At 51.0% G+C, this 20,010-nt stretch carries 15 protein-coding genes and 1 riboswitch; of the genes, 5 read left to right on the top strand and 10 right to left on the bottom strand.

Features of this window, described 5'->3' with window-relative positions; translation table 11 throughout:
• Positions 1–28 precede the first annotated feature (28 nt).
• A complete protein-coding gene (gene malF, locus IX31_RS08380) occupies positions 29–1,573 on the top strand; it encodes a maltose ABC transporter permease MalF (RefSeq protein WP_034456990.1) in 1,545 nt (514 codons plus the stop codon).
• 12 nt (positions 1,574–1,585) lie between these two features.
• A complete protein-coding gene (gene malG / locus IX31_RS08385; RefSeq protein ID WP_034456991.1) occupies positions 1,586–2,476 on the top strand; it encodes a maltose ABC transporter permease MalG in 891 nt (296 codons plus the stop codon).
• Between the two features lie 224 nt (positions 2,477–2,700).
• Here the strand turns inward: malG and psiE are convergent, their stop codons facing one another.
• From psiE to pgi, 6 genes are all read right to left on the bottom strand, one after another.
• Positions 2,701–3,108: a phosphate-starvation-inducible protein PsiE gene (gene psiE / locus IX31_RS08390; RefSeq protein ID WP_034456992.1), complete on the bottom strand. Its 408-nt coding sequence runs from the start codon at positions 3,106–3,108 to the stop codon at positions 2,701–2,703.
• 325 nt (positions 3,109–3,433) lie between these two features.
• Positions 3,434–5,530 (bottom strand): YjbH domain-containing protein, encoded by a 2,097-nt coding sequence (locus IX31_RS08395; protein WP_034456993.1) that lies wholly within the window; start codon positions 5,528–5,530, stop codon positions 3,434–3,436.
• The gene (locus IX31_RS08400) at positions 5,530–6,237 is read right to left on the bottom strand and encodes a capsule biosynthesis GfcC D2 domain-containing protein (RefSeq protein WP_034456994.1); all 708 of its coding nucleotides are present in this window, start codon (positions 6,235–6,237) and stop codon (positions 5,530–5,532) included. The genes IX31_RS08395 and IX31_RS08400 overlap by 1 nt, the downstream gene beginning before the upstream one ends.
• A gap of 92 nt (positions 6,238–6,329) precedes the next feature.
• On the bottom strand, positions 6,330–6,968 hold the full coding sequence (locus IX31_RS08405; RefSeq protein ID WP_034456995.1) for a YjbF family lipoprotein: 639 nt from the start codon (positions 6,966–6,968) through the stop codon (positions 6,330–6,332).
• 86 nt (positions 6,969–7,054) lie between these two features.
• The gene (yjbE, locus tag IX31_RS08410) at positions 7,055–7,300 is read right to left on the bottom strand and encodes an exopolysaccharide production protein YjbE (RefSeq protein ID WP_034456996.1); all 246 of its coding nucleotides are present in this window, start codon (positions 7,298–7,300) and stop codon (positions 7,055–7,057) included.
• Between the two features lie 433 nt (positions 7,301–7,733).
• Positions 7,734–9,383, bottom strand: coding sequence for a glucose-6-phosphate isomerase (pgi, locus tag IX31_RS08415; RefSeq protein WP_034456997.1), 1,650 nt, complete (start codon positions 9,381–9,383; stop codon positions 7,734–7,736).
• Between the two features lie 254 nt (positions 9,384–9,637).
• A riboswitch (Lysine riboswitch) is annotated at positions 9,638–9,814 on the top strand.
• Between the two features lie 257 nt (positions 9,815–10,071).
• Between pgi and lysC the strand changes: the two genes are divergently transcribed.
• The 3 genes from lysC to IX31_RS08430 all read left to right on the top strand — a co-directional run bounded on the left by lysC (position 10,072) and on the right by IX31_RS08430 (position 12,938).
• Positions 10,072–11,427, top strand: a complete 1,356-nt coding sequence (gene lysC, locus IX31_RS08420) for a lysine-sensitive aspartokinase 3 (RefSeq protein WP_034456998.1) — start codon at positions 10,072–10,074, stop codon at positions 11,425–11,427.
• Positions 11,428–11,520: 93 nt separating this feature from the next.
• The gene (gene panS, locus IX31_RS08425) at positions 11,521–12,468 is read left to right on the top strand and encodes a ketopantoate/pantoate/pantothenate transporter PanS (protein ID WP_034456999.1); all 948 of its coding nucleotides are present in this window, start codon (positions 11,521–11,523) and stop codon (positions 12,466–12,468) included.
• A gap of 197 nt (positions 12,469–12,665) precedes the next feature.
• Positions 12,666–12,938: a YjbD family protein gene (locus IX31_RS08430; RefSeq protein WP_034457000.1), complete on the top strand. Its 273-nt coding sequence runs from the start codon at positions 12,666–12,668 to the stop codon at positions 12,936–12,938.
• 1 nt (position 12,939) lies between these two features.
• Here IX31_RS08430 and rluF read toward each other — a convergent pair whose 3' ends face one another.
• The 4 genes from rluF to metH all read right to left on the bottom strand — a co-directional run bounded on the left by rluF (position 12,940) and on the right by metH (position 19,933).
• A complete protein-coding gene (rluF, locus tag IX31_RS08435) occupies positions 12,940–13,818 on the bottom strand; it encodes a 23S rRNA pseudouridine(2604) synthase RluF (RefSeq protein WP_034457001.1) in 879 nt (292 codons plus the stop codon).
• A 93-nt stretch (positions 13,819–13,911) separates the two neighbouring features.
• Positions 13,912–14,298 carry a hypothetical protein gene (locus tag IX31_RS08440; RefSeq protein WP_034457269.1) on the bottom strand — a complete coding sequence of 129 codons (387 nt, stop codon included), beginning with the start codon at positions 14,296–14,298 and terminating at the stop codon, positions 13,912–13,914.
• Positions 14,299–14,438: 140 nt separating this feature from the next.
• Positions 14,439–16,067, bottom strand: coding sequence for a Na/Pi cotransporter family protein (locus IX31_RS08445; RefSeq protein ID WP_034457002.1), 1,629 nt, complete (start codon positions 16,065–16,067; stop codon positions 14,439–14,441).
• 182 nt (positions 16,068–16,249) lie between these two features.
• On the bottom strand, positions 16,250–19,933 hold the full coding sequence (gene metH, locus IX31_RS08450) for a methionine synthase (protein ID WP_034457003.1): 3,684 nt from the start codon (positions 19,931–19,933) through the stop codon (positions 16,250–16,252).
• Positions 19,934–20,010 lie beyond the last annotated feature (77 nt).

Raw genomic sequence — 20,010 nt, forward strand, 5'->3', positions numbered from 1 at the left:
AGACGTTGTAGAGGTAGAGGAAGACCCCATGGATGTAGTTAAAAAGAGCCACTGGTGGCAAAGCGATGCACTGAAATGGTCAGTCATCGGCCTGTTGGGACTGCTGGTTGGATATCTGATTATCTTGATGTACGCCCAGGGGGAATATCTGTTCGCCATTATGACGCTGATTTTAAGCTCACTTGGCTTATACATTTATGCAAATCGTAAGGCTTACGCCTGGCGTTATGTCTATCCAGGCCTTGCTGGCATGGGGCTGTTCGTTCTGTTCCCACTGGTTTGCACCATTGCCATCGCTTTCACCAACTACAGCAGCACCAATCAGCTGACGCAAGAACGTGCCCAGCAGGTATTGATGGACCGCCAGTATCAGGCGGGAAAAACCTTTAACTTCGGTCTTTATCCGGCGGGTGACGAGTGGCAACTCGCGCTGACTGACGGCGAGTCGGGCAAGAATTTTATCTCCGATACCTTTAAGTTCGGTGGTGCTCAACACCTGAAATTGAAAGAAGCGGATGCGCTGCCAGGTGGTGAAAAAGCCAATCTGCGCGTGATTACGCAAAACCGTGCGGCACTGACGCAAATTACCGCTGAAATGCCTGACGAAAGCACGCTGACCATGAGTTCCCTGCGCCAGTTCTCCGGCACTCGCCCGCTGTATACCGAGGGTGAAAAGGGTGAATTGACCAACAATCAAAGCGGCGTTAAATACCGTCCGAACAACGAAGTTGGTTTTTATCAGTCAGTCAATGCTGATGGCAACTGGGGCAACGAACAGTTAAGCCCAGGCTACACCGTGACTATCGGCTGGAAAAACTTCCTGCGCGTATTCCACGACGAAGGCATTCAAAAGCCTTTCATGGCAATTTTCGTCTGGACCGTAATTTTCTCAATCCTTACCGTGATTCTGACCGTTGCCGTAGGCATGGTTCTGGCGTGTGTCGTGCAGTGGGAATCGCTGAAAGGCAAAGCAATTTATCGCGTGATGTTGATTCTGCCCTACGCGGTGCCATCGTTTATTTCCATCCTGATTTTCAAAGGCTTGTTCAACCAAAGCTTTGGTGAAATCAACATGATGTTGAGCTCACTGTTTGGTATCAAACCGGCCTGGTTCAGCGACCCGACCACCGCGCGATCAATGATTATTATCGTGAATACCTGGCTGGGTTATCCGTACATGATGATCCTGTGCATGGGCTTGCTGAAAGCGATTCCAGACGACCTGTACGAAGCCTCGGCAATGGATGGCGCAGGCCCGTTCCAGAACTTCTTTAAAATCACGCTGCCGCTGCTGATTAAACCGCTGACGCCGCTGATGATCGCAAGTTTTGCCTTTAACTTTAACAACTTCGTGCTGATTCAACTGTTAACCAACGGTGGGCCAGACAGGCTCGGCACCACAACGCCTGCCGGATACACGGACTTGCTGGTGAGCTACACCTACCGCATCGCCTTTGAAGGCGGCGGTGGTCAGGACTTTGGTTTAGCTGCGGCTATCGCAACGCTTATCTTCATTCTGGTTGGCGCATTAGCGATTGTTAACCTGAAAGCCACCCGCATGAAGTTTGATTAAGGAGCGACACTCATGGCTATGGTTCAACCCAAATCTCAGAAACTGCGTTTATTAACCACGCACTTACTGCTGCTGATTTTTATCGCGGCGATTATGTTCCCGCTGCTGATGGTTATTGCGATTTCACTGCGTCCGGGTAACTTCGCGACGGGCAGCCTTATCCCGGACCAAATCTCCTGGGAGCACTGGAAATTAGCGCTTGGTTTCAGCGTGCAACATGCCGATGGCAGCGTAACGCCACCGCCGTTCCCGGTGCTGTTATGGTTGTGGAACTCGATTAAGATTGCGGCAATTACTGCGCTGGGGATCGTAACGCTCTCAACGACCTGTGCTTACGCTTTTGCCCGTATGCGCTTCCCTGGCAAAGCGACGCTGCTAAAAGGGATGCTGATTTTCCAGATGTTCCCGGCAGTGCTCTCCCTGGTGGCGCTGTATGCCTTGTTTGACCGCCTCGGCCAGTACATTCCGTTTATTGGTTTGAATACGCATGGTGGGGTGATCTTCGCCTATCTTGGCGGTATTGCGCTGCATGTCTGGACAATTAAAGGCTATTTCGAAACGATTGATAACTCGCTGGAAGAAGCAGCGGCACTGGATGGCGCAACCCCATGGCAAGCCTTCCGCCTGGTGTTACTGCCACTTTCCGTACCGATTCTGGCGGTGGTGTTTATTCTGTCGTTTATCGCCGCGATTACTGAAGTGCCGGTAGCGTCGTTGTTGCTGCGCGACGTTAACAGCTACACCCTGGCTGTGGGCATGCAGCAGTATCTCAACCCACAAAACTACCTGTGGGGCGACTTTGCCGCAGCCGCTGTGCTTTCAGCTATCCCGATTACCGTGGTGTTCTTACTGGCGCAGCGCTGGCTGGTGAGTGGCCTGACGGCTGGCGGTGTGAAAGGTTAAGATTTCCTGTAAGTTATTGCTTCACATTATGTAATTTTACCCGATAGATATTGGGTTAGAGCAAGGCGGCAACTGCAAGAGTCCCCAGGAGCTTACTAAAGTAAGAGACTTGGGCGAAGAAAGGCAGCCAACGCAGCGCTAGCCCGAGAGATAAAGGGTAAGCCACTGCAAACCCTCATTTGACCTTAGTATCATTTCCGGCGGCCCCTGGGCCGCCATTTTTTTTATTCGCGCTTCAGGCGGGTGCTGTTACACAACCACAGCGTTATCACCAGCAACAAAATAGCACCGGAGTAAATCAGCACGTCACCCGGATCTTTATGGTCGATGATGATAAGACGCACAATGGCGGTGATGCCGATATATATAAAATAGCGCAGCGGGAAGTGATAGCCCGATTGAAAATACTTAACGATCAAAGCGATAAATTCGAAGTAGAGGAAGTAAACCACCAGCCCTTCAATAAGCTGGTACTTGCTGGCTTGATCGGTAGGTGCAAACAACGATGTGGCTAAATGCAGCGTTTCTTTACCCAGGAAGATGATGAGGATTAGGCCAAGCGCAAGCAACGCCAGATTGAGGACCATTTGCATAACTTTAGCGATTAGCTCAACGCCGGGAGTGGTTGTCATAGGAACGCCTCGTGTTCGGGTATCGAGGTATTGTTATACGTTAAAAATGTGATGCAGATCTCAATATTTTACTTATATAACCGTTCACTGCCGGAGGACGGTCCTATGGCAGGCCAGTGAAGGTTCCGTTCACCGAGCCTTCAGTGATACATGAAATTACCGAACCGGTGAACGTATCAAGGGGGCTACCGTGCACCGTAATCCCCCTGACACGTTCACCGTTAGCAAGTGTCTCCGGGAACACAGGATTTATGGGTGAACGGAAAACCTCCGATCGCCCATACTCGTAATTATTGGAACCCCATCAGGTTCCAATAAACCCTCATTAGCGGAAATTAATATCCCGATCGCTCGTCATCCCATACAACTCAAACTTACGCCCAACCATCTGCCCGCCGTCACGCGTCAGCGGCGTCCAGCTCACTTGCGCGCGGCTGCGGGTCGGTGATGAAGAGAATATATCGAGTGGTACATTGACGTAGAAACCTTTGGTGAAATCCCCTTCCCCATACTCTTCTTTCGAAACGTTGGTAATCGTCGCATAAGTCCCGACCACCACGCCGCTGTCAAAGCGTTTGGAGATCTCCAGCGTGCCGCCTTTATCTTTCGCCAGATACTGGCCGATGCTCAGTTTAACCAACACGTCATCAGCAAACGGCGGCGTCCAGTAGCCGGTGATATGGCCGGTTGGCGCACTGTAATCGGTGAACTTCATCATGTCCTGCGCACTGCGCCAGTCACGCTGTTTTACGTAGTTGGCGTTGGCACCAATCGCCCAATTGCTGTCGACCGGGCGATACAACACCTCCGCGCCCACGCCGCCGTACATGGTTTCGAGATAGCCGCCGTACACCTGCCCGTACCAGCTGTTCCCCAGATACTGGAAGTAGTTAGCTTGCAGGTTGTTGACGTAAATGTCGTTCTCAACGTAGTCACGGACGTGGGTTCGTACGCGCGGCAGCGTCGAGTCGTTCGGTGGATTGGTATAGTTAAATTTGTCGTAGTTATTGGCGATGTTGGCAAAGAGGCTACCGGTCGTCAGCAGGTGATCCGTCACCCACCAGTCGGCTGTTCCCATCACCCCAACCTGATACATGTAGAAGCTTTCTGGCCCGCCAACCGACTGGTTCAGTACCGGGTTAATCGAGAAATTCACCTTCGATTTATCGATGTAATAGCCCTGCTCGGTTTTCTCCGGAATAACCGGTTCAACACGTTTTTGCACCAATTGTGTTTCGTGCCCAAGTGGCTCACCTTCCAAGTGATGGCGCAGGCTGGAAACATCCGTTTCCGTTGTCACCTGTGGCATATTCAGGCGGATTTCCGTCACGCGGATGGTGCGAATATTCTCCGGCAGGTCATTCATGATGATGCGGTTTGCGCGCTCAATGCCTTCACGGGAGTCGCGGTATTTCACCTGCTCACCCGTTACATATAGGGTATCGCCCTTCACCTGGATATTCGGGTTTGCCAGCCCGGCATTGTATTTGAGCGACGTTAACTGATTTGCCACCACCGTCGGCTGCAAAATTTCATCTTGCGGCTGCGGCTGGTATTGCGGGCGGCGATTATCGTTATAGCCAGGGCGCAAGTCGTTGAAGTTAGTCCTCAGCGTCACGCCAAACATGAAGGTGTTGCCGCGCTCATAGCTGACGTTAACGTCGGCCCAGTCGGTGACGCGATAGATAGCGCCGACGTTAAAGCTGCTGCGCTGGTCGATTTTTCCGGCAAAATCCTGGGTGTAGTTATTGCCTTCGTATTCCGCTTTCAGGCGCAGCGGCTGCCATGGCGTTTGATACTCGATGCCGCCAAATAGCGATGCCGGGCCGTGGAACATGCCGCTAAAGTTGAACGATCCCGCCTGGTTGTAGCTGTTATTGCGATAACAGAATCCATCGCTGGCTTCGCAAAACGGGTTCTTCACATTGCCGCTAGTGCCCATATAGCCCCAACCCATCCCGAGCGAGAAATCGAACGGCCCCCAGGCTTTGCTCGCCACCACATATTCGCTGTCGAACAGGCCGGTACCGCCTAAGTCGCGCACGCCCACCGACACCTGCGGCAAGTAATACCCTTCTTCCCAAAGCCGCACTTTCATGTCGAAAGCTTTATCTTTGTAAGTCTGATCGCCCGAAAAAGCTTCGACGCTGCTGTATTGCCGAGTGCGCACATCGGTATAGCGCAGAGTCGTTTCCAGCCACGGGAAAAGCTGCACCGACGCCGAGTAAAAGCGGTACTGATCGTTATCGCGATAGTTGAGACTAAATTCGCCTTCACGTGCCATGCGTGCGGTCGGAGTTTGCAGCAAGCCGACACCACCGAAATCCGACTGAGACGGGCCAATGGGGTCGGGGAAAGTTTCGGCATGACAGGCAGAAGTTACCGCCAGCGCGAGCAGACTGTAGAGATATTTATTCTTCATCAATCCGGTCTCCGATGAGTCAGAGAGTTAAGGATTTGCTGATTCAGGTCGTTGAAATCAGAATTAAATAGTCGCTCTTTAAAGCCGACAAACAGGATGCTGCCCGGTGTGAGTTCGACATGGCGGTTATTCCAGTAAGCGACTGGCACTTTTTGAGTTTTGCCATCCGGGTAAATCACCCATGCGAAACTGCGGTCGGCTCCGCTGAGTTTGTCGATACCATCGAGATATTCATCAGCGCTGCGCCCGGCAACAAAAGGTTTCGTGCCCGGTGAACTCACCAGCCCCACCAGCGTGATAGTGGTTGGCTGCGGGCCAGCCCACAGACTGTAATCGCCCTGCAACGGAACATTGGCGCGAGGATGTACACGCACCCAGTCGGGATCAAGATCGACAAACTGCCGTCCTGTCACGTGAATAGCCTGCATCTGTTGGCGCACACCGTTAATGGCCGCCGCATCGTCACCGTCCTCTTCGGCGGCGAATCCAGCTAAATTCGCCAGTAGCTTCTGATGCTGTTGTTCTTCAGTAGCAGTTGCCTTGCGCTCGCTGATGACGGTGCCCGGCCACCAGGCGTTAGCCAGTGAAGGTTGAGTCACTAAGTCGGCCAGCCGATCTATGTTTTTAATCGTTTGATTTTGTGGATAAATAGTTACATTTCCGGCAGCGTAAGCACTGAAATGCAGGGTGGATAAGCAAAGCGCCATCCACCATTTCGCAGAAACCCTTCGGATGACGCTGCGCTTATCCGACCAACAAAATCGTTCATTCGTCGTTCTTAACAATCTGGCGTTTATTTTCATTCTTTCGCCGCCTTCAACAGAATCGTGGTGACAGGCCAATAATCCGGGCCAATATATTGTTTTGACTGACGTATATGACCTTCGCTGTCTATCCAGAAGCGGTTATGCCAGGTTTTACCGGCAGCGGTAACTTCTTCATCCAGAACACGAACGGGCGTACTGCTTTGGGCGACTTTCAGTGTGTCTGAACCATCCCAGGTAAAGAGGGAATGCGCTGTCGCCATTCGCACCTGCTGATGCTCAGTCCAGGCCATTTGCCGTGTCCAACTCGCGCCATCTGTTATCTGATTTGCGTGTACCAACGGGTCATTATCCGTATTGGTCACTTGCTGGAGGTTATCCCCAAGGCCGGTAGTTTTTACGATGCGGCCCTGTTCGGTGACGATCATCGCCCGGTCTTGTGTTACCCATTTTTGCTGGCCGTTTTCGTCATATGCCAGAACCACAAATATTTGCGGGCCGTTATTAATGCTCATGTACTGGCTGGCGTAGCGCATATTCTGAATATCGTCATGGGTAAGCTGCACACCGTCACTGCCCACAATACTGTGCCAGAGCGATGAGCCAAGACCTTTAGTGGTGGCAGAGCAAGCCTGAAGTAACAGGCAAACAAGAAGAATTACGAGTCGCTGCACGAGGTTTCCCCGGAGTCGAAAAATGGCTAACAAGCAGGTTCAAAATAACCACACCGAAGTGTGGTTAGGATTAAATCACCCGGGATTTATCGGGTGCTGGTCGTTGTGGTTGTTGTGGTCCCGGTATTGGAACCATCACCGCCACCGGTTGCAGCAAGCGCTACACCCACTGCTGACCCGACAGTGCTGGCACTGGCCGCAGTCGAACTCCCTGCGGACTCATAAGTAGCTTGTGCACCAGCGGCTTCACCTACAGCAACCGGGTCAGCACTCGCCGCACCAGCGGCTGCCAGCGAGAATATGGCTAAAGCGCCATAAAGAGCTTTCTTCATAACAATTTCCCTTCATTGAATGAATGGAGATTTGCCCAAAAGAATTTCAGGCGTTTTCGAGTATACACAACAAGAAATAAAATCAGACCGAAACGAGAAATAGGAATGGCGCTTTAAGATAAATGGAAAATAATAATATGATTAGAAATGATATTTATTTAATTACATTAAAAACAACAGGTTGAAATATTTACCACAAGAAGTTAAATCTAATTAATCTGAAAGTTACCCAGCTAAATTATCAGGATATAGATACTTTTAGGATTAACCTCAGAGGAATGCTACGGAGATATTATGCGACAAGGAGATTTGTCTTATAGTTATTAAAATAAAGAAGCCGACATAACGTCGGCTTATATTTCATGTCTATTGCCCATATCCTAAATAATTCGAGTTGTGGCCCAAACCGCCATAACTCGAAGTATGACGGGTATTAAGCGCGCCAGGATTTATAGCGGTTAATCAGACCATTGGTAGAGCTGTCATGGCTGTTGATTTCTGCCGCATCACCCAGCTCAGGCAGAATACGGTTAGCCAGTTGCTTACCTAATTCCACGCCCCACTGATCGAAGGTGAAGATGTTCAGAATTGCACCCTGAGTGAAAATCTTGTGCTCATACAGCGCAATCAGTGCACCCAGGCTGAACGGGGTGATTTCACGCAGCAGGATGGAGTTGGTTGGGCGGTTGCCTTCGAATACTTTGAACGGCACAACGTGATCCAGCGTTTTAGGATCCAGACCCTGAGCTGCATATTCCTGTTCAACCACTTCGCGAGCTTTACCAAATGCCAGTGCTTCTGTCTGAGCAAAGAAGTTAGACAGCAGTTTTGGATGATGGTCAGAAAGCGGGTTGTGGCTGGTCGCAGGTGCGATGAAGTCGCAAGGAACCATTTTGGTACCCTGGTGAATCAACTGGTAGAACGCGTGCTGGCCGTTAGTGCCAGGCTCGCCCCAGATGATTGGGCCAGTCTGGTAATCCACAGCATTGCCGTTACGGTCAACATACTTACCGTTGGATTCCATATTGCCCTGCTGGAAGTAAGCAGCAAAACGGTGCATGTACTGGTCGTATGGCAGAATGGCTTCGGTTTCAGCGCCGAAGAAATTGTTATACCAGATACCGATCAGCGCCAACAATACTGGCAGGTTCTGTTCTGCCGGAGTGTTAGCAAAATGCTGATCCATGGCGTGTGCGCCAGACAGCAGTTCTACGAAGTTTTCGTAACCCACAGACAGGATGATGGACAGGCCAATTGCAGACCACAGGGAATAACGGCCGCCAACCCAATCCCAGAACTCAAACATATTCGCGGTATCAATACCAAACTCGCCCACCGCTTTAGCATTGGTAGACAGCGCGGCGAAGTGTTTCGCGACATGTTTGTTGTCGCCTGCCGTTGCCAGGAACCAGTCGCGCGCGCTGTGGGCGTTGGTCATGGTTTCTTGTGTGGTGAAGGTTTTAGAGGCAACCAGGAACAGCGTGGTCTCCGGGTCAACGTTCTTCAGCACTTCGGCAATGTGAGTCCCATCAACGTTAGACACAAAGTGCATGTTGAGGTGGTTTTTATAAGGACGCAGCGCTTCGGTCACCATGAATGGGCCGAGGTCTGAACCGCCGATACCGATGTTCACAATGTCAGTAATCGCTTTGCCGGTGTAGCCTTTCCAGTTACCGCTAATGATGCTCTCAGAGAAGGTTTTCATCTTCTCAAGCACCGCGTTCACTTCTGGCATCACATCTTTGCCATCAACGATGATTGGCGTGTTGCTGCGGTTACGCAGTGCAACGTGCAGCACGGCACGGTCTTCAGTGCGGTTAATCTTCTCGCCAGAGAACATGGATTTGATTGCGCCCTGCAAATCCGTCTCTTTTGCCAACGCCTGCAGCTTGGCCAGGGTTTCTTCGGTGATGCGGTTTTTGGAGTAATCCACCAGCATTAAATCGTCGAAAGTGGCAGAGAACTTACCAAAACGGTCGGCATCCTGAGCGAACAGCTCAGCGATAGTGACGTCTTTCATTTCGTCAAAATGCGCCTGTAAAGCCTGCCATGCAGCGGTCTGCGTTGGGTTGATATTTTTCATAGCGTTACCCTTTTGATTTGAGAACTGTGACTGCGGTCAATTGTATATCCACAAAACAGGATTTGTGATGATTTTTCTACCATTGCACCGGGAATACCGTTTCAGATTATGTGCCAGCGAAGAAGTTACCAGGGTGGACTGAGCACTCGATGACCCCGTCTACACTGAGAAAAACAGTATGGTTCATAGCACTCAGACGTTGACATCTGGCACGTAACATTTTATTTGTATACGGCTACTTGCTCACTTGTGAGTAAGCCAGAAGAGGCGCGCCGCCCAGGTATCGTGTTTGAGGAGCCAATCCGAAGACGACACAGGAGGGGGAGCGGCGCCGAGGTAATGTGCGTATGGCAGCGTGCATTATCGGCCACGGGGGCTGAATCCCTTGGGCTGTCACCAGGAGCATTCCACAACCGAATGCTCCAATTTATTCCCCGAATATATTGGCATTACAGCAAGGCGACAAGCTGACGAATCCCGATGAACTTACTTAAGTAAGTGATTCAGGTGAGTTAGCGCAGACAACGCCGCTGTAGCGTCAAGAAATCGGGGAAACAAGGTGGGGCGCTTCTGGGTGTATCGTAGTTCAGAACTTCTATTCTACGTCTGCCCCGTATCCCGCTCTTCCCTTGTGCCAAGGCTTATTTATTTTTTTGCCATGATAATGGCTCCCTGACACGAGGCTGTAATGTCCTACCCACAAACCGTTATTGCCAAATTTGGCGGCACCAGCGTTGCTGATTACGACGCGATGAACCGCAGCGCCGACGTGGTGCTGGCTGACGAAAACGTTCGCGTTGTTGTCCTTTCCGCATCAGCGGGTATCACCAATTTGCTGGTTGCGTTGGCAAGCGGCCTTGAAGCAACAGAGCGTTTTGTTAAGCTCGATGCGATTCGCAAAATCCAATATGACATTGTTGAGCGTCTGGCAAATCCGCAAATCATCCGCGAAGAAGTTGAACGTCTGCTTGAAAACATCACCACTTTAGCTGAAGCGGCATCCCTTGCTACTTCCTCAGCGTTAACCGATGAGTTGGTTAGCCATGGTGAATTGATGTCTACGCTGCTGTTTGTCGAGATTATGCGTGAGCGCAAAGTCGATGCCCAATGGTTCGATATCCGCAAAATCATGCGCACCAATGACCGCTTTGGCCGTGCTGAACCAGATGTCGCCACATTAGCAGAACTTGCAAGCCAACAGCTTCAACCTCGCCTGGCTCAATCTCTGGTCATCACTCAAGGTTTTATTGGTAGTGAAGCGAAAGGCCGCACTACCACGCTTGGACGTGGCGGCAGCGACTATACAGCGGCACTGTTGGGTGAAGCACTGCATGCCAGCCGAGTTGATATCTGGACTGACGTGCCAGGGATTTACACTACCGACCCACGTGTCGTGCCAGCGGCAAAACGCATCGACAAAATTGCCTTTGAAGAAGCAGCTGAAATGGCAACATTCGGCGCAAAAGTACTGCATCCGGCAACATTAATGCCTGCAGTGCGTAGCGATATCCCAGTGTTTGTCGGCTCCAGCAAAGATCCCAAAGCGGGCGGTACACTGGTCTGTAACAAAACAGAAAATCCACCGCTGTTCCGTGCTCTGGCACTACGTCGTAAACAAACCCTGGTGACGCTCAATAGCCTGAGCATGCTGCACTCCCATGGTTTCCTGGCGGAAGTGTTCAATATTCTGGCGCAACATAATGTTTCTGTTGATTTGATTACCACTTCAGAAGTTAGCATTGCGCTGACGCTCGATACTACGGGTTCAACTTCCAATAGTGATAGCCCGCTGACCACATCGCTCCTGACTGAGCTCTCCTCACTGTGTCGTGTCGAAGTGGAAGAAAACCTCGCCCTGATCGCCATCATCGGTAATAAGCTTTCTAAAGCCTGTGGTGTAGGCAAAGAGGTGTTTGGCGTGCTCGACCCGTTTAACATCCGCATGATTTGCTATGGCGCATCCAGCTACAACCTGTGCTTCCTGGTGCCTGGCGACGACGCTGAAAAAGTGGTGCAAAAACTTCACCACAATCTGTTTGAATAAAATTTCCACTTAAAGTAATTAATACCAAATGCCGGGCTCGATCCCGGCATTTTTATAACCATAAAACAACACAACACTTGCAAGGATCTCACTATGCTCGCTTCATTAACCCGACTGTTTCCGCTGTGGGCGGTGCTGCTGTCTGTACTCGCCTATTTTACTCCCAATACCTTTACCCCCATTGGCCCGTGGGTCAGCACACTTTTGATGCTGATCATGTTCGGGATGGGCGTACATCTGCGCATTGATGATTTTAAACGCGTGCTGTCGCGACCCGCGCCCGTAGCGGCTGGAACCTTCCTGCATTACCTGGTTATGCCGCTGGCGGCCTGGGTTTTGGCGAAGTTGTTTCATATGCCACCTGACCTCTCCGCGGGTATGGTTTTGGTTGGAAGCGTGGCTAGCGGGACTGCATCAAACGTAATGATTTATCTGGCAAAAGGGGATGTGGCGCTCTCGGTGACTATATCTTCCGTTTCCACTCTGGTCGGTGTTTTTGCGACACCGCTCCTTACACGTCTGTATGTTGATGCAGATATCAAAGTAGACGTGATGGGCATGTTATTAAGCATCCTGCAAATTGTGGTTATCCCGATTGGTCTTGGCTTGATTGTGCATCATCTATTCCCACGCCTTGTGAAGCGCGTTGAGCCCTATCTACCTGCATTTTCGATGGTCTGTATTCTGGCAATTATCAGCGCTGTGGTAGCAGGCTCAGCCTCTCACATCGCCTCTGTAGGTTTGATGGTCATTGTTGCAGTCATTCTGCATAACGGAATTGGCTTACTAAGCGGCTATTGGGGTGGACGTCTATTCGGTTTCGATGAATCCACCTGCCGTACGCTGGCAATTGAAGTAGGGATGCAGAACTCAGGTCTTGCTGCGACACTGGGTAAAATATACTTCTCACCACTGGCGGCACTTCCTGGCGCGCTGTTCTCGGTGTGGCATAACCTTTCTGGCTCTCTTCTTGCGGGATACTGGTCCGGTAAACCTATTGATGAAGAAAAGGAAAAGCGTTTGAAAAAGCATCGTGCATGAGTGATTTCTCATCTCAAAAAATGCCCGGGAAACCGGGCATTTTGCTTTTATCAAACCGAAACGCTGGCGGGCAAGTCGGTGTAGTTGAACAAAATTATCTACACTTTAGGGGTAACGTTGATACCAGAAGCTGATTTTTACTGAGCTTGAGGGCGGTTTGCTTTACACTGGAGGCCACTTCTTAAGAGGCCGCAACGATGTCCACATCCAAACTTACACAGCAAGACATGACCGAAGCCGAGCAGCGCGAATTGAAAACGCGGCTAGACCGCGCACGCATCGCCCATGGTCGCCCCCTGACAAACTCAGAAATTAACCACGTTAAAAAAACCTATATTGACCAATTGATTGCGGAACGCGAACTGGCAGCTAAAAAAGCCCGCCAGGTTAAAAAACAAAAAACAGCAAAACAGGATACGTCTGCAACCTACTCCTGGTCTGCAAACAACCACTCTCGTGGAAAGCGCTAACTTAGCGCCCTTTCTTCTTACGCCCTGGCTGGGCAAAGCGTTTACGTGAAGCTAGCTCTGCCGGGGTTTTAGCGGTACTTTTCGGTCCGCTGACAACCGGTTTTTTCACCGCGGCTGGTTTAGCCTTTGGCTTTGCAGTTTTTGCCGGTTTTGCTTCAGAAGAAGAGTTCTCAATCAGCTTAAACAATTCAACTAACTCATCGTCGGTCAAGTCACGCCACTCACCCAATGGCAGCCCTTTCATGCTGACATTCATGATGCGGGTACGCTCAAGCTTCGTCACTTCATAACCAAAATGTTCGCACATACGGCGAATCTGGCGGTTGAGTCCTTGCACCAACGTGATACGAAACACAAAGGGAGCTTCTTTCTTCACTTTGCATTTCTTGGTTACGGTTCCCAGCATCGGAACGCCCGCCCCCATACCGCGAATGAACTCATCGGTTACTGGTTTATTTACCGTAACGACATATTCTTTTTCGTGGTCATTCCCGGCACGCAGAATTTTATTCACGAGATCGCCATGATTGGTGAGGAAAATCAGACCCTGAGAATCTTTATCTAAGCGTCCAATCGGGAAAACGCGTTTGCTGTGGTTAACGAAATCGACAATGTTGTCTTTCTCACCATCTTCGGTGGTACTCACAATGCCCACCGGCTTGTTCAGTGCGATAAGTACCAGATCGTCTTCGTCACGGGGTTCGATTAACTGACCGTTGACCTTCACCACATCTCCGGCAAATACCTGATCGCCAATCGCGGCGCGTTTGCCGTTAATAAAAACATTTCCCTGTTCGATGTAACGATCGGCGTCGCGGCGGGAGCAGATACCGCTCTCGCTAATGTATTTGTTCAGACGTATAGATGAGTTGGTCAGCATGGTTCCTCCGTAAAACCCGGAATATACCTTACATAAAGGGCGATGCGAACAGACTCGGGCAACAAACGCGAAGTTCATTGCCCGCAAAGGGGATTATTTAGCAGGTGTCGCCGCAATTACGGCTAATTTTTTCTGAATATCTTTATCCAGATTATTCACCCAATGATTGTACGAGCGATGTATTTCGCCGCCGGATGCCAGTAAATTCACGCTGCTGACATAGTTAATCGAGTAGTTTCTTTCACTGTAGTTAATGCGAACAGTCACGCTGTGTTTACGGATATTTTGTGTCGCATTAATCACCCCAGGCCCTGCAACCGACATTATCCAGTCACGCCCCTGCCCTGCATTGATGATTGCGTCTTTGACCTGCTCAGTTGTCACATGCTGAGTGATGATGGTCTGTGGTGTCCGAACGGGTTCCGTTCTTTCGAGTGCCTTACACCCTGCCAACGCCGATATACAGAGTGCCGCTATCATCAATTTTTTTATTTTCACTGTCGAATCCCTTTGGTTTTATGAATTTAAGCGGCAGGATTATAAACGGTGTAAATATCAAGCAGAAGAAAAAACAGGCAACTTAGTAAAAGGCACCTTCGTTTCGGAAAGTGCCCTTTCGATTAGTACTCGTCCCTTTCGTCATCATCAGGCTGTTCAAGTACGCTGTATGCGACCGCGCAGAACAGTGAGTTCAGGCGCTTCATATCGCCAAGCAAACCAAGGTGCAATGAGCTTGTTTCAATGCTCTGCACGTTTTGCTGATGCAGGCGGTCAACGTGGGCGTGTGAGAATCGGCGGTTAAGAATACGGAAGCGATGTTTATTACGCCGCAAACGGCGCGCGCTGTTCACATCGGCGGAGAAAAATACCGACAGGCTGAGCTTCAGGTTGCTGGTTAATTGTTGGAGCAGAATATCCAGCTCTTTCAGGCCATCTGGCGAGAATGCCCGACGCGTGGCCAGCGATTTATCCGCGACTTCACTCCCCATGCGCTCAAGGATATCTGCCGCCTGCTCCAGGTTTAGCGACATTTCAATAATCTCTGCCCAGCGACGAGATTCAACCTCTGCCAGTTCCTCTTTCTGCATTTGCGCCATATACAGTTTGATTGCGGTATAGAGCACATCGACATCATCGGCGAGCTTACGCAGTTCCTTCTCCTGGCGCGGCTCTCCGTGCATCACTTTGCTCCAGGTTTCCAGCATTTGCTCCAGCACATCACCCATACGCAAGGTTTCACGCGCTGCGTTGGATAAGCCAAGTGCTGGGGTATCCAGAGCCGTTACATCAAGATGTTTCGGCTTCATCCGGGCATCAACTTCAGGCGTTTCACTAATCACCTTACGGCAAAAGCGTGCCATTACGCCGGCAAATGGCACCATCGCCAGGCAGCGAATCAGGTTGTAGAACACATGGAAGTAGATAACCAGTTCGGATTCCGGTTGGGAGAGTTTTTGCATCGCATCCGCCAGAATATGCACGAAAGGCAGCACAATCACACCGCCCACCAGCTTGAACAACAAGCTGCCGAGGGCAACGCGACGGGCAGCAGCGTTAGCGGTGCTGTTGTTGATCATCGCCAATAGGCCAGAGCCAAGGTTGGCACCAATCACCAGACATAGCGCGACATCAAACGAAATAATTCCCGCAGAAGTCAGCGTGGCGGTCAGTAAAACCGCAGCAAGACTTGAATAACTGATGATGGCAAACATTGCACCAATCAACGCATCGAGCATGATATCGCCGGTTAACGAGGCGAAAATGACCTGCACGCCGGATGCCTGAGTAATTGGCGTCACCGCAGCAACAATCAACTCCAGTGCCAGCAAAATCAGCCCGAGGCCAATGCCCACGCGGCCAAGTTGTCCGGCACGCGTTTGTTTGCGGCTGAGGAAGAAAATAACGCCAATGAAGATGAGTAACGGCGAGAGCCACGAGAGATCAAAGGTCAGGATTCGCGCCATTAACGCGGTACCAACATCTGCCCCCAGCACAATCACCAGCGCAGGGGTAAGCGCCACCAAATCCTGGGCCACAAAAGAGGTGACCAACATTGTGGTGGCGTTGCTGCTTTGCACCAGTGCGGTTACGCCAATACCTGCGCAAAAGGCGAACGGTTTTTTTTCAACACTGCGGCTAAGTACGCTACGGAGATTTGCACCGTAAACGCGCATGATGCCGGTACGCACAATGTGCGTGCCCCATACCAATAGCGCCACCGCAGAAAGCAAATGCAGTAAAGTCAGCACACTTTCTCCTGGTTAGTTTGAGCGAAGAAATTCCTTCTCTTTCCAGTATATAACGCCTGGTGAGATTTAAACGTTTCGGGATGTAAGAAGGGGAAAAGGAAGGAATTTAGGGTGGATAAGCGCACGCCATCCACCCTTTTTGTCGGATGACGCTAACGCTTATCCGACCTACAAAGTAAAAACTAATCCGCGTCATACCCCAAATTCGGTGCTAACCAGCGTTCCACATCGGTAACAGACATCCCTTTACGGCGCGCATAGTCTTCCACCTGGTCGCGCTGAATTTGCGCCACGGCGTAGTACTTGCTATCAGGATGGCTGAAGTACCAGCCGGAAACCGAAGCGCCAGGCCACATGGCGTAGGATTCAGTAAGCTTCATCCCCACCACATTTTCGACGTCCAGCAGTTCCCAGATAGTCGCTTTTTCAGTGTGTTCTGGGCAGGCCGGATAACCTGGTGCCGGGCGAATCCCTTGATAGTTTTCACGGATAAGCTCTTCGTTACTGAGGTTTTCTGTTGGCGCGTAGCCCCAGTAAACTTTACGCACACGCTCATGCAAATATTCCGCAAAAGCTTCGGCCAGACGGTCAGACAATGCTTTCACCATGATTTTGTTGTAATCATCATGCTGTGCTTCATAACCTTCCGCTAACGCGTCTTCTTCCATGCCACCGGTGACCGCAAACGCGCCGATGTAGTCAGCTTTTCCACTGAGTTTCGGTGCCACAAAATCGGCCAGGCAGTAGTTGGCAAAACCTGTTTTCTCGGTCTGTTGGCGCAAATGGTGTGCAACGGTCTGCACATGGGTGCGCGATTCATCACGATAGATTTCGATGTCATCATCCACACGGTTTGCCGGGAACAAACCGACGACACCACGCGGCGTCAGCAATTTTTCCGCATGCAATCTGTCGAGCATATCGTTGGCGTCTTTAAACAGGCGTTTCGCTTCTTCGCCGACCACTTCATCTTCGAGAATGCGCGGATATTTCCCGGCCAGCGACCAGGTCATAAAGAATGGCGTCCAGTCGATGTAGTTACGCAGCGTTTCGATACTCGCCGTCACTTCCTGCACACCAGGGCGATGCGGGACGGGCGGTGTATAGCTTGCCCAATCAAATGCAAAATCGTTTTCACGGGCAGCAGCAAGAGTGACCGGCGGAGTACGCGGCTTTTTGCGACCGTGCTGGGTTCGAACAGTGACATATTCTTTGCGCGTGCGTTCCACAAACTCGTCATGCTGAGTCGGAGAAAGTAGTGCCGCCACGACACCTACGGTACGTGAGGCGTTCTGCACATAAACTGTCGGGCCGCTGTAGTTCTGCTCGATTTTCACCGCCGTGTGCGCTTTCGAGGTTGTCGCCCCGCCAATCAGCAGCGGTAGCGTAAAGCCCTGGCGCTCCATCTCTTTCGCGACGTTCACCATTTCATCCAGCGACGGCGTAATCAGGCCAGACAGGCCGATAATATCGGCACCCACTTCACGGGCAGTTTTCAAAATCTTCTCGCCAGGCACCATTACGCCAAGATCAATGATTTCATAGTTGTTACATTGCAGCACCACACCCACAATGTTTTTGCCGATGTCGTGAACGTCGCCTTTTACCGTGGCAAGCACGATTTTACCGTTGGTGGAGCCTTTCTCTTTACTGGCTTCAATGTACGGCTCGAGGTACGCCACCGCTTGTTTCATCACGCGCGCAGATTTCACCACCTGTGGCAGGAACATTTTCCCTTCACCAAACAGGTCGCCAACCACGTTCATGCCGTCCATCAGCGGGCCTTCAATGACCTGAATCGGGCGTTCAGACTGCTGACGGGCTTCTTCTGTATCGAGTTCAATAAACTCGGTGATGCCTTTAACCAGCGAGTATTCAAGACGCTTTTTCACATCCCAGCTACGCCACTCAGCTTGCTGAGCAGTCGCGCCATCGTCGCTTTTCGTACCGCGATATTTTTCAGCCAGATCGAGCAAACGCTCGGTGCTGTCGTCGCGGCGGTTAAGAATGACGTCTTCAACCGCATCGCGCAATTCCTGCGAAAGATCGTCATATATCGCCAGTTGTCCGGCGTTAACAATCCCCATATCCATGCCGTTGCGAATGGCGTAGTAGAGGAAGACCGCGTGGATCGCTTCACGCACCGGATCGTTGCCCCGGAAGGAGAACGACACGTTCGATACGCCGCCAGAAATCATCGCATGAGGCAGTTCGCGCTTGATGTCGGCACACGCACCGATGAAGTCCTGTGCGTAGTTATTGTGTTCTTCAATCCCGGTCGCAACGGCAAAGATATTCGGGTCAAAAATAATGTCTTCCGGCGGGAAGCCCACTTCTTCGGTCAGAATTTTGTAGGCGCGGCGGCAAATTTCAATTTTGCGCTCACGGGTATCAGCCTGGCCGACTTCGTCAAACGCCATTACCACCATCGCGGCACCGTAACGGCGCACCAGTTTTGCGTGACGGATAAACGGCTCCACGCCTTCTTTCATGGAGATGGAGTTAACAATGCCTTTGCCCTGAATGCATTTCAGCCCTTTTTCGATAACGTCCCATTTCGAGGAGTCAATCATGATTGGTACACGGGCAATATCTGGCTCACCGGCAATCAGGTTGAGGAAACGCACCATCGCCGCTTCGGCGTCGAGCATCCCTTCATCCATGTTGATGTCGATGATCTGCGCGCCGCTTTCAACCTGCTGAAGTGCTACTTCCAACGCTTCATTATATTTTTCTTCTTTAATCAGGCGCTTAAACTTGGCAGAACCGGTGACGTTGGTACGTTCACCCACGTTGACAAACAAACTATCGGCGCCAATGTTTAGCGGCTCAAGCCCCGCCAGGCGGCATGCCACTGGCAGGTCTGGTATTTTACGTGGGGCAACGCCTTCTACGGCTTTGCTCATTGCCGCAATGTGTGCAGGTGTGGTACCGCAGCAACCGCCGATAATGTTCAGGAAACCTGCCTGAGCCCATTCTCCAATCTGGTTGGCCATCTCAGTTGCATCGAGATCGTATTCACCGAAAGCATTTGGCAGGCCGGCATTCGGGTGCGCGGTAACGTAACAGTCAGCGATGCGTGAAAGCTCAGCGACATACTGGCGCAACTCATCTGGCCCCAATGCACAGTTCAGACCGAAGGTCAGCGCATCGGCGTGACGCAGTGAGTTATAGAAGGCTTCGGTCGTTTGGCCAGAAAGGGTACGGCCTGAAGCGTCGGTGATGGTGCCGGAAATCATGATCGGTAAATCAACACCCAGCGCTTCAAATTCAGTTTTAACGGCAAAAATAGCCGCTTTGGCGTTCAGAGTATCGAACACCGTCTCAATCATAATCAGATCGGAGCCACCTTCCACCAGCGCGCGTGTAGATTCGCGATAAGCGTCTACCAGTTGATCAAAGGTCACATTGCGGAATGCAGGGTCGTTCACGTCCGGTGAAATAGAGGCAGTACGGTTAGTTGGGCCTAACACACCTGCCACGTAACGTGGTTTTTCTGGTGTGCGTGCTGTCCATTCATCAGCACAAGCACGGGCGAGTTTAGCCGCCTCAAAGTTGATTTCTGCCGACAGGGATTCCATTTGGTAATCCGCCATCGCGATGGTCGTTGAGTTGAAGGTGTTGGTTTCGACGATGTCAGCGCCAGCTTCAAAATAGGCGTAGTGAATAGCGGCAATGATTTCCGGCTTGCTCAGCACCAGCAAGTCATTGTTCCCTTTCAGGTCACATGGCCAGTCCGCAAAGCGCTCTCCACGGAAATCACTCTCATCAAGACGGTAGCTCTGGATCATGGTTCCCATACCACCATCCAGTACCAAAATGCGTTGTTGCAACTGCTGATGCAGTTTTTCTAATTTATTGCTCACTCTAACTCCCACCTGTTTACCCAAGCCTGTCAGCCTACAAGGCATACTGTCATAACTTGTAATAGTCGCAAAGCAAT

Source organism: Buttiauxella noackiae (assembly GCF_000737905.1).
GTDB classification, from domain to species: Bacteria; Pseudomonadota; Gammaproteobacteria; order Enterobacterales; family Enterobacteriaceae; genus Buttiauxella; species Buttiauxella noackiae.